The organism is Streptomyces niphimycinicus (assembly GCF_018883605.1).
Lineage (GTDB): Bacteria > Actinomycetota > Actinomycetes > Streptomycetales > Streptomycetaceae > Streptomyces > Streptomyces niphimycinicus.
This window is the reverse complement of record NZ_JAHLEM010000290.1, coordinates 1-13,044: the sequence shown is the minus strand read 5'-3', so window position 1 is coordinate 13,044 and position 13,044 is coordinate 1. Positions and strand designations below refer to the sequence as shown.

The window sequence follows — 13,044 nt, the reverse complement described above, 5'->3', positions numbered from 1 at the left end:
ACAACGGCCCCCGTCGTCAATAACGACGACGGGGGCAGATGGTCACACGTTCGGCTTGTAGACACCGGGGGTCATACGGGTGGTCACACCGATCCGGTTCCAGGCGTTGATGGTGAGGATCAGGGCGATGAGCTGGGCCAGCTCCCGCTCCTCGAAGTGCTTGGCGGCCCGCTCATAGACCTCGTCGGGGACGAAACCGTCGGTCAGGACCGTGACGGCCTCGGTCAGGGCGAGGGCGGCCTGCTCCTTCTCGGTGTAGAGGTCGCCGGCCTCCTCCCAGGCGTTGAGGAGGTAGAGGCGCTCCTCGGACTCGCCCGCCGCGCGGGCGTCCTTGGTGTGCATGTCGATGCAGAAGGCGCAGTGGTTGAGCTGCGAGGCACGCGTCTTGACCAGCTCGGCCAGCGCCGGGTCCAGGCCCTTCCGGGCGGCCGCGTCCAGGCTGATCATGGCCTTGTAGACCTCGGGGGCCGCCTTGGCGAATTGCATCCGCGGGCCGTGTGCATGAGAAGTTCCGGTCGTCATGCCTTCACGCTAGAGGCCGGGCGGCCCAGGAGTATGGTCCATTTCCATGGCGGATTCATGGGCCACTCGGAGAGGCGAACCCGGACAGCGCACGGGCGGACCGGGTGGGCTGGGGACGGATCTGCATCTGGATCTGCCGCCCGGCGGCGGGACCGGGGTGCGGGTCGCGCTCATCCGTGCCCTGCGCGACGCCGTCCGCACCGGGCGGCTCGCCCCGGGCGCCCGGTTGCCCTCCTCCCGCTCGCTCGCCACCGACCTCGGCATCGCCCGGAACACCGTCGCCGACGCCTATGGGGAACTCGTCGCCGAGGGCTGGCTGACCGCCCGGCAGGGCTCGGGCACCCGGGTCGCCGAGCGCGTCGTGCCGCCCGAGCCCGCCCCGCCGCGCACACCCCCGGCCGCCGCCGTGGCCGCCACCCGGCCCACTTACGATCTGCGACCGGGCCAACCCGATGTCTCGGCCTTCCCCAGGACCGCCTGGCTCTCCGCGGCCCGGCGCGCCCTGATCGCCGCGCCGAACGACGCCTTCGGCTATGGCCACCCCGCCGGACGGCCCGAGCTGCGGCGGGTCCTGGCCGACTATCTGGCGCGCGCCCGCGGGGTGCGGGCCGCGCCCGAACGGATCGTGGTCTGTGCGGGGTTCGTCCAGGGGCTGGCCCTGCTCAGCCGGGTGCGGGAGAAGGCCGGACACCGTGAGATGGCCGTGGAGTCCTACGGGCTCGACGTCCACTGGAACGTGATGCGCGGGGCCGGGCTGCGCATCGTGCCGCTGCCGGTCGATCAGCGGGGGGCGCGGACGGCGGAGCTGGACCGGTCGGCCGCGCTGCGGACCGTCCTGCTCACCCCGGCCCATCAGTTCCCCATCGGCGTTCCGTTGGACCCCGACCGGCGCGCCGCCGTGGTCGACTGGGCCTCGCGGGTGGGCGGACTGGTGCTGGAGGACGACTACGACGGGGAGTTCCGCTACGACCGGCAGCCGGTCGGGGCGCTCCAGGGGCTCGACCCCGAGCATGTGGTCTATCTGGGCACGGCGAGCAAGAGCCTGGCGCCCGCGCTGCGGCTGGCGTGGATGGTGGTGCCGGACCACCTGATGGACGACCTCCTGGCGCTCAAAAGGACGGGGGAGTGGGAGTCGGGCAGGCTGGACCAGCTCACGCTCGCGGAGTTCATCGACTCCGGGGCGTACGACCGCCATGTGCGCGGTATGCGGATGCGCTACCGGCGCCGCCGCGACCGGTTGGTGGCGGCGCTCGCCGAACGCGCCCCGCGGGTGCGGGTGACGGGCATCGCGGCCGGGCTGCACGCGGTGCTCCAACTGCCGCCGGGCACCGAGCAGTCCGTGGTGCGGGGCGCGGCCTGGCAGGGCCTGGCGCTGGACGGGCTGTCCCGCTACCACTACCGCGACGAACAGGGGCAGAAGCGGCAACAGGAGCGGCAACAGGAGCCGGGCGGGCAGCCGGACGCGTTGGTGTTCGCCTATGGCACCCCGCCCGACCACGCCTTCACCGGCGCCCTGGAGGCGCTGTGCCGGGCGCTGCCCTGAAGCCATGCGTTTCAGCGGCCCGAACCCACACTCCTCGGCCGAGCCCCCCATCCATGGGCGCGGCAGCTCCCCCTAGGGTGGACGGTTGCGGCCTCGGGGAGACCACGCTCTCGGGGGAGAGGAACGGGGGAGACGGGGATGGAACGGAAGACGACGCGGCGACTGCGGTCGAGCACGGTGATCCTGGGCGGTATGGGCGCGCTGGCGGCGGCGCTCACCTCCTGTGGTTCGGAACCGGACAAGCGCTGTGTGGACCGGAACAGCTATGACGCGGTGAACGGATACCGGGTCGTCGACTCCAGCGCCTGCAAGGGCTCTTCGTCCACCACGGGCGGCAAGGCCAAGAAGAGCCGGGGCACGAAGGGCGCCGACGGCCAGTGGTACTACGACTCCGAGGTCAGCGGCCGCTGGGCGGACTACGGCACCTTCGACAAGGGCAAGGCGGCCGACCGGGGCGGCTTCGGCTGCTCGGGCTCCAGCGGCGGCTGAGCGGGCCGTCCCACGATGAAGCGCCACACCATAGCCCCCCGCCCCGACTGGCAGTCCACGGTGGAGGAGCAGGGGGTCATCTATCCGCTGACCCGCTACCCGGACGGCTCGCTGCGCCCCTACTGGGACGAGAGCGCCTACTACGCCTTCTCGCTGCCCGAGGTCGAGGCGCTGGAGGAGGTCGTCGAGGAGCTGCACCGGATGTCGCTGGCCGCTGCCGCCCATATCGTCGAGACCGGCCGCTTCGCCGACCTCGGCATCGACGATCCACGGCTGGCCGGGCTGATCGCCGAGTCCTGGCACCGCCGGGCCGAACAGCCCAGCGTCTACGGCCGGTTCGATCTGCGCTACGACGGTGAATCGGGCCCGGCGAAGCTGCTGGAGTACAACGCGGACACGCCCACCTCGCTGGTGGAGGCGGCGAGCGCCCAGTGGTTCTGGATGGAGGACCGCTTCCCGGGCGCCGACCAGTGGAACTCCCTCCATGAGCGGCTGGTCGACGCCTGGCGCACCCAGGCCGCGCTGCTGCCGCCGGGGACGCCCCTGTACTTCGCCCATTCGGCCGGGGACGAGCTGGGCGAGGACCTGATGACGGTGGCCTACCTCCGTGAGACGGCCGACCAGGCCGGGCTCAGCACCGAGGCGATCTCCATGGAGGACATCGGCTGGGACCGGCTGTCGGGCCGCTTCGTCGACAAGCGGTTCCGTTTCATCCGGAGCTGCTTCAAGCTCTATCCCTGGGAGTGGCTGACCACCGACCGGTTCGGCCCGCAGGTGCTGGACACCCTCGACAACGGCGGCGGCACCGGATCCACGCTGTGGATCGAACCGGCCTGGAAGATGCTGCTGTCCAACAAGGCGCTGCTGGCCGTGTTGTGGGAGCTCTTCCCGGACCATCCCCATCTGCTGCCCGCCTACCTCGACGGCCCCCGGGAACTGGCTCGCGCCACCGGCTATGTGTCCAAGCCGCTGCTCGGCCGCGAGGGGGCCGGGGTCACGGTGCACCCGCCGGGCGAGGAGCCCGTCCTCCGCGATGAGCCGTGCTGCTACCAGGAACTGGCGCCGCTGCCCGACTTCGACGGCAACCGGGTGGTGCTCGGCACCTGGGTCGTCGAGGGCGAGGCGGCGGGGCTCGGCATCCGCGAGTCGGCGGGGCTGGTGACGGATGAGTACGCGCGCTTCATCCCCCATGTGATCCGCTGAACCAAACCGATCCTCTGAGCAGGGCAGGTCCACCGCGCCGTACCTGGTCATTCGGACAGCACCGCCCTGAGCTGGTCCAGCGCCCACTCCAGATCCTCCTCGCTGATCACCAGGGGCGGGGCGATCCGGATGGTGGCGCCATGAGCGTCCTTGACCAGCACTCCGCGGTCCATGAGCCGCTCGGAGATCTGCCGCCCGGTGCCCCGCGACGGATGGATGTCCACCCCTGCCCACAGCCCCCGGCCGCGCACCTGCTCGACTCCCCTTCCCACGAGCAGCGCCAGCTCCCGGTGGAGCAGCTCGCCCAGTGTGGCCGAGCGCCGCTGGAACTCCCCGGTCCGCACCATGGCGATGACCTCCAGGGCGATCGCGCAGGCGAGCGGGCTGCCGCCGAAGGTGGAGCCGTGCTCCCCGGGGCGGTGCACCCCGAGCACCTCGCCGGAGGACACCACCGCCGACACCGGCACCACCCCGCCGCCCAGCGCCTTGCCCAGCACATAGACATCGGGGACCACTCCCTCGTGCTCACAGGCGAAGGTGGTGCCGGTGCGCCCGAGGCCCGACTGGATCTCATCGGCGATGAACAGCACATTCCGCTCCCGGGTCAGCTCCCGGACCCCGGCCAGATAGCCGGGCGGCGGCACCACCACTCCGGCCTCGCCCTGGATCGGCTCCAGCAGCACGGCCACCGTCTCCTCGGGCGCGGTGTCCAGCGCCGCCTCCATCGCCGCCAGATCCCCGTACGGCACGATCGAGAACCCGGGGGTGAAGGGGCCGTGGTCGGCACGGGCCTCCGGATCGGTGGAGCAGCTTATGAGGGTGGTCGTCCGGCCGTGGAAGTTGTCCCTGGCGGCGATGATCCTGGCCCGGCCGTCCGGTACGCCCTTGATCCGGTAGCCCCATTTACGGGCGGTCTTGATGGCCGTCTCCATCGCCTCCGCCCCCGTGTTCATGGGCAGCACCATTTCCATGCCGCACAGCTCGGCCAGCTCGGAGCAGAAGGCGCCGAAGCGGTCGTGGTGGAACGCGCGGGAGGTGAGGGTGACCCGGTCCAACTGCGCCTTGGCGGCCTCGATCAGCCGGCGGTTGCGATGCCCGAAGTTGAGCGCCGAGTATCCGGCGAGCAGATCGAGATACCGGCGGCCCTCGACATCGGTCATCCAGGCGCCTTCGGCGGACGCGACGACGACCGGCAGCGGATGGTAGTTGTGCGCGCCATGGGCCTCGGCGGCGGCGATGGCCCGCTCCGCGGAGCCTCCCGATCCCATCTTGTCCTCCTTGTCTCACTAGCTAGAGTGGGGGTGCGCATCGTGACTGGCGAGCCGAGCGTGGAACCGACCACGAGGAAGCGATGCGCGGCCTTAGCGCCACGAGGTGCCGCCCGCCTGGGCACCCCGGGACACGACCGGACCGTCACCGATCGCCCCGGAGGACTCGATGAGCCTGCCCCTTTCCCATCCCGCCCTTCTCGCCGCCGACCCCGAACTCGCCTCTCTCGTCGGCTCCGAGGAGCTGCTCCAGTCCGAGACCCTGCGCCTGATCCCGAGCGAGAACTATGTGTCCGCCGCCGTCCTGGAAGCCTCCGGGACGGTGCTTCAGAACAAGTACAGCGAGGGCTACGCCGGCCGCCGCTACTACGAGGGCCAGCAGATCATCGACCAGGTGGAGACCCTGGCGATCAACCGGGCCAAGGCTGTCTTCGGCACCGAGCACGCCAATGTGCAGCCCTACTCCGGCTCGCCCGCCAACCTCGCGGTCTATCTGGCCTTCGCCCGGCCCGGTGACACCGTGATGGGCATGTCACTGCCCATGGGCGGTCATCTCACCCACGGCTGGGGCGTCTCCGCCACCGGCACCTGGTTCCGCGGCGTCCGGTACGGGGTGCGCCAGGACACCGGGGCGATCGACTTCGACCAGGTGCGCGAGCTGGCTCTCGAGGAGCGGCCCAAGCTGATCTTCTGCGGTGGCACGGCGGTGCCCCGCACGATCGACTTCGCCGCCTTCGCGGAGATCGCCCGCGAGGTGGACGCGGTGCTCGTCGCCGATATCGCGCATATCGCCGGTCTGATCGCGGGCGGCGCCCACCCCTCGCCCGTTCCGTATGCCGATGTCATCTCCACCACCACTCATAAGACGCTCCGGGGCCCGCGCGGCGCCATGCTGATGGCGCGCGAGACCCATGCCAAGGCCATCGACAAGGCCGTCTTCCCCGGGCTTCAGGGCGGTCCGCACAACCAGACCACCGCCGCCATCGCGGTGGCCCTGCACGAGGCCGCCCAGCCCGCCTTCCGTGACTACGCCCATGCCGTGGTCGCCAACGCCAAGGCGCTCGCCGAGGAACTGCTCGCCCGCGGCTTCGATCTGGTCTCCGGCGGCACCGACAACCATCTGATCCTGATGGACCTGACGCCCAAGGAGGTGCCGGGCAAGGTCGCGGCCAAGGCCCTGGACCAGGCCGGAATCGTGGTGAACTACAACACCGTCCCCTACGACCCGCGCAAGCCCTTCGACCCCTCCGGCATCCGGATCGGCACCCCCTCTCTCACCTCGCGCGGTCTGTCCACCGAGCACATGCCCGCCGTGGCCGACTGGATCGACCGCGGGGTGACCGCCGCAAAGAGCGGTGACCAGGGCGCCCTCACCAAGATCAGGGCCGAGGTGTCCGAGCTGATGGCGGGCTACCCGGCTCCCGGTCTGCCGACCGGCTGACGCCGCCCGCGGGCCCCTGCCCGGCCTCCAGGCCGGGCAGCGGCCCCCACCACTGCTCCTCCCGGATCCGGTCGTCGGCCACCGGCACCGGCAGGCCCACGATCCGGGCGAGCACCCGCTCGACCAGCGTCTCCCCGCCCTCCAAGGGCATGTCTCCCGCCGGCGGCGCGCCGCCCTCCGGCGGCACGCCGTGCCGCGACGGTGCGCCGGACGGCGGTATCTCCACCGCCCGCCCGAGCGCCCGCAGCTCTCCGGGCAGCCCTTCCTCGGCCATCTCCTTCGCCTCCCCACTCGGTCCCATCGGCCGTCCGCCGAGTTGTCTCAGCCGTCCACCGCGTCTCATCGGCGGTCTCCGACGGCCCCAGCAGCCGCTCCAGCCGTCTCAGAGCGCGGCTCAGCCGCGATTTCACCGTGCCGCGAGGCCAGCCCAGCGCCTCCGCGGTCTCTCCCTCGTCCAGATCCAGCAGATAGCGGTAGATCACCACCCGCCGCTGCGGCTCGCTCAGCTCCTCCAGCGCGGCCAGCAGCCGCTCCCGCCGCTCGCCCGCCAGCGCCACGGCCGCCGGATCGGCGGATTCCGGTATCACCGGCTCGGCCCCGGCCAGCAGCGCTCCCTCCCGGTCCGCCGCCGTCCGCCTCCGGCGCGCCGAACGCACCGCGTTACTCGTCTCATGGGCGACGATCCGCAGCAGCCAGGGCCGGAACGCCGCCTCGCCCTCGAACCGCCCCAGCGCGAGATACGCCTTCACAAAGGCGTCCTGCACCACATCCTCGGCATCCGCGCCCGCCCCGAGCAGCCGGGCGGTGCGATGCGCTATCGGCGCATGGGCCCGCACCAGCTCGGCATATGCCTCGGTGTCGCCGGCCAGCACCCGCGCGATGATCTGTGCTTCACGAGTCCTCACACCTTTCATACACCGGCGGGCGGAGTCTGGTTCCACACCTGAGAGAATGGGTGCCATGGCCCTCGATCGTCCCCGTGCGCTCTCCGGTATCCAGCCCACCGCAGGTTCCTTCCACCTCGGCAACTACCTCGGTGCGATCCGGCAGTACGTCGCGTTGCAGGAGACCCACGACGCGTTCTACACCGTGGTCGACCTGCACGCGATCACCGTGCCGCAGGATCCGGCGGAGCTGCGCGCCAACAGCCGGCTCGCCGCCGCCCAGCTTCTCGCCTCCGGCCTGGACCCGGACCGCTGCACGCTCTTCATCCAGAGCCATGTGCCCGAGCACGCCCAGCTCGGCTGGGTGATGAACTGTCTCACCGGCTTCGGCGAGGCGTCCCGGATGACGCAGTTCAAGGACAAGTCGGCCCGGCACGGCGCCGACCGGGCCACCGTCGGCCTCTTCACCTACCCGATCCTCCAGGTCGCGGACATCCTGCTCTACCAGGCCAACCACGTCCCGGTCGGCGAGGACCAGCGCCAGCACATCGAGCTCACCCGGGATCTGGCCGACCGCTTCAACGGCCGCTTCGGCGAGACCTTCACCGTTCCCGAGGCGTACATCGTCAAGGAGACGGGGAAGATCTACGACCTCCAGGAACCGACGATCAAGATGAGCAAGTCGGCGTCCACTCCCAAGGGCATCGTCAGCCTCCTCGACGAGCCCAAGGTCTCCGCGAAGAAGATCAAGAGCGCGGTGACCGACCTCGAGACGGAGATCCGCTACGACGAGGAGAAGAAGCCGGGCGTCAGCAATCTGCTGACCATCTACTCCACCCTGACCGGCACCGCCATCCCGGAGTTGGAGAGCCGCTACGAGGGCAAGGGCTACGGCGCGCTCAAGACCGAGCTCTCCGAGGTGCTGGTCGAGTGGGTCACGCCGTTCCGCGAGCGGACCCAGGAATACCTCGCCGACCCCGCGACGTTGGACGGAATCCTGGCCAAGGGCGCCGAGAAGGCCCGAGCCGTCGCCGCCGAGACGCTGGCCGCCGCCTACGACAAGGTGGGCTTCCTGCCCCCCGCGCGCTGAGCGGCACGTCGAGCGCCGTTCGCACCACCCGGTGAGCACGGCGCGCCCCGCGCACGTATGGATTACGGACCAGCGCGGACAGCGGAACACACCGGTCCGGTCCCCTGACCAGGGGGCCTGTGGATCGGTGTGTGGAAGAACCGAGGAATCTAGCCGCGAGGGCGGCGCAGCCGCCACACTGACACGGGTGCAGCGGCCACAACTCAGCAGCCCGGGAGGGCCAGGAGGGAGAACGCAGTGGGGACCGTAACGCTCGGCGTTTCGATCGCGGTCCCGGAGCCGTACGGCAGCTTCCTCCAGGAGCGGCGCGCGGGCTTCGGGGACCCGGCCGCCCATGGCATCCCCACTCATGTCACCCTCCTGCCGCCGACCGAGGTCGACACCTCGGCGCTGCCCGCCGTGGAGGACCATCTGGCGCGGGTCGCGGCCGAGGGGCGGCCGTTCCCGATGCGGCTGGAGGGCACCGGCACCTTCCGGCCGCTCTCGCCGGTCGTCTTCGTCAGGATCGTCGAGGGCGCGGAGGAGTGCGCGGTGCTTCAGGACCGGATCCGGGTGGAGTCCGGGCCGTGCGCGCGGGAGCTCCAGTTCCCGTACCACCCGCATGTCACGATCGCCCACGGCATCGACGAGGAGGCGATGGACCGGGCGTTCGCCGAGCTCAAGGAGTACGAGGCCGCCTGGACGATCACCGGCTTCGCGCTGTACGAGCAGGGGGCGGACGGGGTCTGGCGGCTGGACCGCGAATACCCCTTCGGGGCGGATGAACTGCCGGGCGGTGGCTCGCCCGTGGTGCCTCGTCAGGCTGATCTCTCGCGCCCGGCGGCGCCCCACTAGGCGCCCCAGGGTGCGCCGTCTCCGATTCCGGTGCGCCATCTGCGGGTCCGTCGTGGCTGGTCGCGCCCGGGCGGCGGAGCCGCACATCGACACAGCCTCGCGCCCCTGCGGGGCGCGCCGCTGGGATTGAGGTGCGTTGGTCGTCTGCGGTCCGTGGTGGCTGGTCGCGCAGTTCCCCGCGCCCCTTCGGGGGCTCCGGTGCGCCATCTGCGGGTCCGTCGTGGCTGGTCGCGCCCGGGCGGCGGAGCCGCACATCGACACAGCCTCGCGCCCCTGCGGGGCGCGCCGCTGGGATTGAGGTGCGTTGGTCGTCTGCGGTCCGTGGTGGCTGGTCGCGCAGTTCCCCGCGCCCCTTCGGGGGCTCCGGTGCGCCATCTGCGGGTCCGTCGTGGCTGGTCGCGCCCGGGCGGCGGAGCCGCACATCGACACAGCCTCGCGCCCCTGCGGGGCGCGCCGCTGGGATTGAGGTGCGGTGGTCGTCTGCGGTCCGTGGTGGCTGGTCGCGCAGTTCCCCGCGCCCCTTCGGGGGCTCCGGTGCGCCATCTGCGGGTCCGTCGTGGCTGGTCGCGCCCGGGTGGCGGAGCCGCGCATCGACACAGCCTCGCGCCCCTAAGGGGCTCGCCGGGGCAGTAGGCGGCGGGCCGCCGTCGTCAGTCGCAGTGCGGCCGGTGCCCAGATGATCGCGGCGCGCCGGCGCAGTCCCTCCTCGATGGCCTCGGCGACCGCCTGGGGCGTGGTGGCCAGCGGTGCGGGCCGCAGCCCGGCCGTGAGCTTCGTACGGACGAAGCCGGGGCGGACGACCATCACATGGACACCCGTGCGGCGCAGCGCGTCCCCCAGCCCCTGTGCGAACGCGTCGAGCCCGGCCTTGGCGGAGGCGTGGATGAAATCGGTGCGGCGGACCCGTCCCGCGGCGGCCGAGGAGAGCACCACCAGCGAGCCGTGGCCCTGGCGGCGCATGGCGTTGGCGCAGATCAGGGCCGCGGAGACGGCGCCGGTGTAGTTGGTCTGGGCGACGCGGACCGCCGCCGGGGGATCGGTCTCGTCCCGCGCCTGGACGCCCAGGACGCCGAAGGCCAGCAGCACCAGGTCGATGTCGCCCTCGGCGAAGACCTTGCCCAGGGTCACCTCGTGGGCCTCGGGGGCGAGCGCGTCGAAGGGCACCGTAAGGGTCTCGGCACCGAGGTCCCGCAACTGCCGGGCGGCCGACTCCAGGGCGGGGGAGGGGCGGCCGGCCAGCCAGACTGTACGGGCGCGACGGCTGATCAGGCGGCGGACGGTCGCCAGGGCGATCTCGGACGTACCGCCCAGGACGAGCACCGACTGCGGGGAACCGACCACGTCCTTCATGGGATGAACGTATCCCCCCGATGCGGGGCATATGGAGTGATTGTGTGCCCGTACTCACGGCCTCACCGAAAAGAGTGATGAGCGGAGCGGCTGTCCGGGGAACCCGGATATCCGTATCGCGCACCGGCGCGCCGAGGAGTGACACCGTGCGGAAGGGTAGTTGCTGATCATGGAATCGTTGACCCGACTGCCTGTTGTCGGCCCCATGCTGGCCTGGCTGATGCGCACCCACGCCTGGCGTACCTACGAACGGCTGGACCGTGTCCACTGGACCCGGCTCGCCGCCGCGATCACGTTCACCAGCTTTCTCGCCTTCTTCCCGCTCATCGCCGTCGGGGCGGCGATCGGCGCGGCGACGCTCAGCCAGGCGCAGATGGCCCAGTTGCAGAAGAAGATCGCCCAGCAGATCCCGGGTATCTCCGGCCAGCTCGACCTGGGCGCACTCGTCCAGAACGCCGCCACGATCGGAGTCGTCGCGGGCGCCCTGCTGCTGTTCACCGGCATTAGCTGGGTGGGCTCGCTGCGCGAGTCCCTGCGCGCCGTATGGGAGCTGGAGGAGGACCCCGGCAACCCGCTGGTGCGCAAGGTCAAGGACGCCTTCGTGCTGATCGGGCTGGGCGGTGTGGCACTGGTGTCGCTCGCCGTGTCCGCCCTGGCCGCCACCGCCGTGGGCCGGATCGTCCGGCTCATCGGCATCCCCGAGAACGGGATCGGCGGCTGGCTGCTGCGGATCGCCGCGTTCGCCATCGCCGTCTGCGCCGACCTCGTACTGCTGAGCTACGTTCTGACCTGGCTCCCCGGCGTGCAGCCGCCCCGCCGTACGGTCGTGATCGCCGCGCTCATCGGCGCGGTCGGCTTCGAACTGCTCAAGGTGCTGCTCAGCAGCTATCTGAAGGATGTGGCGGCCAAGAGCATGTACGGGGCGTTCGGGGTGCCCATCGCCCTGCTGCTGTGGATGAACTTCACCGCGAAACTCACGCTGTACTGCGCGGCCTGGACCGCCACCCCGCCCGCCGCCCAGGCCGAGCACGAGGCCGAATGGGCGGCGGAGGCGGACAAGGCCCAGCCGTCCGAGGCGGACAAGGCCGAGCCGTCCGGGCCGGACCGGGCCCAGCCGGCCGAGCCGGCCGAGCCGGAGGTCGGAAAGCCCCGCGCCCGCAGGCCCGAAGGCCCGCAGGCGGCGGCGTGATGGCGACCGTAAGAGCGTCGGCTCGGCCGTAAGGGCTCGCTCAGTCGCGCGAGCGGCGCCGCATCAGCTCCGGCAGCGGCCAGCGGCGGTGCACCCCGAAGGCCACCGCGCCCAGCAGCGCCACTGAGCCGCCCGCGATGCCCACCGCGGTCCACGCCCCGCCGGAGCCTCCGTTGCCCGTGGAGACGGACGCCTGGGCGTGCTTACGGCCGTCCTCGCCACCGGCCGAGGGGTGGTTGGCGCCCGCCGCGCCGGGGCGGACGAGGGTGCCGACCGGGTTCACCGAGCCCGCCGCCTTGAAGCCCCAGTCGAAGAGCCTCGCGGTCTCCTTGTAGACCTCGTTCGCCTCCTGGTGCTGCGGATTCATGACGGTGACCAGCAGCACCCGGCTTCCGCGCTGGGCGACTCCGGTGAAGGTGGCGCCCGCGTTCGTGGTGTTGCCGTTCTTGACCCCGGCGATGCCCTTGTACGGCTCGATGCCGAAGCCGGTCAGCAGCCGGTTGGTGTTCTGGATGCCGAAGCTGGAGCGCTTCTTCTTACCCTTTTCGAACGTGCCGGGGAACTGCGCGGTCGCCGTCGAGCAGTACTCCCGGAAGTCCGCCTTCTGTAGCCCCGAGCGGGCGAAGAGGGTCAGGTCGTACGCGCTGCTGACCTGGCCCTTCTCGTCGTAGCCGTCGGGTGTGACCACATGGGTGTCCCGGGCGTTCAGATGCTTCGCGTGCGCCTGCATCTCGCTCACGGTCGCCGGGACGCCGCCGTTCATGGCCGACAGCACATGCACCGCGTCGTTGCCCGAGCGCAGGAAGACGCCGAGCCACAGATCGTGGACCGAGTAGGTGTAGTTCTCCTTGACCCCGACCAGGCTGCTGCCCTCGCCCATCCCCTCCAGATCGGAAAGCTGCACCTTATGGGTCTTCGTCTTCGGCATCTTCGGCAGCAGCGTGTCCGCGAACAGCATCTTCAGCGTGGACGCGGGCGGGAGCTGCCAGTGGGCGTTGTGCGAGGCGAGCACATCACCGGACTCGGCGTCGGCCACCAGCCAGGACTTTCCGCTGAGTTCCTTGGGCAGCGCGGGCGCGCCCGCCTTGGGGTCCACCTGGGTGCCGGGGCGGCCGAGCCGCTTCCCGCCCACCGTGGACATATGGGCGGGCGGCTCGACCGCCTCGGCGGAGCCGCCCGGCTGATCGGCGGCATGCGCCGGGGCGGCGGCCAGCGGCCCGCACAGCAGCAG

Annotated in this window: 11 protein-coding genes, 1 pseudogene and 1 riboswitch; of the genes and pseudogenes, 7 read left to right on the top strand and 5 right to left on the bottom strand. The window is 71.4% G+C overall.

Annotated elements, in window-relative coordinates; genetic code table 11:
- Nucleotides 1–42 precede the first annotated feature (42 nt).
- Entirely contained in the window at nt 43–522 is a 480-nt protein-coding gene (locus tag KN815_RS25260; protein ID WP_216344216.1) for a carboxymuconolactone decarboxylase family protein, read from the bottom strand.
- Between the two features lie 46 nt (nt 523–568).
- Here KN815_RS25260 and pdxR point away from each other — a divergent pair, with 46 nt between their 5' ends.
- The 3 genes from pdxR (at nt 569) to KN815_RS25245 (ending at nt 3,757) form a co-directional block, all read left to right on the top strand.
- Nucleotides 569–2,065 carry a MocR-like pyridoxine biosynthesis transcription factor PdxR gene (gene pdxR / locus KN815_RS25255; RefSeq protein ID WP_216344215.1) on the top strand — a complete coding sequence of 499 codons (1,497 nt, stop codon included), beginning with the start codon at nt 569–571 and terminating at the stop codon, nt 2,063–2,065.
- Nucleotides 2,066–2,203: 138 nt separating this feature from the next.
- Nucleotides 2,204–2,554 carry a hypothetical protein gene (locus tag KN815_RS25250; protein WP_216344214.1) on the top strand — a complete coding sequence of 117 codons (351 nt, stop codon included), beginning with the start codon at nt 2,204–2,206 and terminating at the stop codon, nt 2,552–2,554.
- A 15-nt stretch (nt 2,555–2,569) separates the two neighbouring features.
- Entirely contained in the window at nt 2,570–3,757 is a 1,188-nt protein-coding gene (locus tag KN815_RS25245) for a glutathionylspermidine synthase family protein (RefSeq protein ID WP_216344213.1), read from the top strand.
- A gap of 47 nt (nt 3,758–3,804) precedes the next feature.
- Here the strand turns inward: KN815_RS25245 and rocD are convergent, their stop codons facing one another.
- The gene (gene rocD, locus KN815_RS25240) at nt 3,805–5,025 is read right to left on the bottom strand and encodes an ornithine--oxo-acid transaminase (RefSeq protein ID WP_216344212.1); all 1,221 of its coding nucleotides are present in this window, start codon (nt 5,023–5,025) and stop codon (nt 3,805–3,807) included.
- 32 nt (nt 5,026–5,057) lie between these two features.
- A riboswitch (ZMP/ZTP riboswitch) is annotated at nt 5,058–5,155 on the top strand.
- Between the two features lie 39 nt (nt 5,156–5,194).
- Between rocD and glyA the strand changes: the two genes are divergently transcribed.
- Complete coding sequence (gene glyA / locus KN815_RS25235) at nt 5,195–6,466, top strand: serine hydroxymethyltransferase (RefSeq protein WP_216344211.1); 1,272 nt, start codon at nt 5,195–5,197, stop codon at nt 6,464–6,466.
- A 355-nt stretch (nt 6,467–6,821) separates the two neighbouring features.
- On the opposite strand, the pseudogene KN815_RS50720 reads toward glyA, so the two are convergent.
- A pseudogene (locus tag KN815_RS50720) lies at nt 6,822–7,380 on the bottom strand (RNA polymerase sigma factor); the annotation flags it as partial.
- A 46-nt stretch (nt 7,381–7,426) separates the two neighbouring features.
- Between KN815_RS50720 and trpS the strand changes: the two are divergent.
- Nucleotides 7,427–8,440, top strand: coding sequence for a tryptophan--tRNA ligase (trpS, locus tag KN815_RS25225; RefSeq protein ID WP_216344209.1), 1,014 nt, complete (start codon nt 7,427–7,429; stop codon nt 8,438–8,440).
- A gap of 237 nt (nt 8,441–8,677) precedes the next feature.
- Nucleotides 8,678–9,274 (top strand): 2'-5' RNA ligase family protein, encoded by a 597-nt coding sequence (locus KN815_RS25220; protein ID WP_216344208.1) that lies wholly within the window; start codon nt 8,678–8,680, stop codon nt 9,272–9,274.
- 609 nt (nt 9,275–9,883) lie between these two features.
- Here the strand turns inward: KN815_RS25220 and dprE2 are convergent.
- Entirely contained in the window at nt 9,884–10,624 is a 741-nt protein-coding gene (gene dprE2 / locus KN815_RS25215) for a decaprenylphospho-beta-D-erythro-pentofuranosid-2-ulose 2-reductase (protein ID WP_216344207.1), read from the bottom strand.
- Nucleotides 10,625–10,793: 169 nt separating this feature from the next.
- On the opposite strand from dprE2, the gene KN815_RS25210 reads away from it, so the two are divergent.
- A complete protein-coding gene (locus tag KN815_RS25210) occupies nt 10,794–11,813 on the top strand; it encodes a YihY/virulence factor BrkB family protein (protein WP_216344206.1) in 1,020 nt (339 codons plus the stop codon).
- A 40-nt stretch (nt 11,814–11,853) separates the two neighbouring features.
- Here the strand turns inward: KN815_RS25210 and KN815_RS25205 are convergent.
- Nucleotides 11,854–13,044: D-alanyl-D-alanine carboxypeptidase family protein (locus KN815_RS25205; protein WP_372458470.1), on the bottom strand; the 1,191-nt coding region annotated here is incomplete at its 5' end.